Source organism: Gilvimarinus sp. 1_MG-2023, from assembly GCF_030548285.1.
In genome coordinates, this window is record NZ_JAUOSC010000593.1 from 1 (window position 1) to 319 (window position 319).

The window sequence follows — 319 nt, forward strand, 5'->3', positions numbered from 1 at the left end:
CCTTCAGCTATGGGGTGGATCGCCATCGCTGGCAGGCTCCGGACATAGAGGCCAGTTATTGGCTGTTTTTACACGGCACAACCTGGGTCACCAAATTGTGGCCGGAGGATTATTGGCGTCAGCTGGCAATGGATGTGGTTGCCAGTGGCCGCCAGGTGGTATTGCCTTGGGGTAATGAAGAAGAACATCAGCGGGCAATGGCCATCGCTGATGGGGTGGAGGGTGTCAGCGTACTACCTCGCATGGGATTGGACTCATTGACTGCCTATCTGGCTCATGCTGAAGCCATTGTGGGAGTGGATACCGGCTTGAGCCATGT

The 319-nt window shown here is 55.8% G+C and carries 1 protein-coding gene; it reads left to right on the forward strand.

From position 1 onward, the window contains the following. Positions 1-319 (forward strand): glycosyltransferase family 9 protein (locus tag Q4563_RS18230; protein ID WP_303605509.1); only part of this gene is annotated, 319 nt, incomplete at both ends.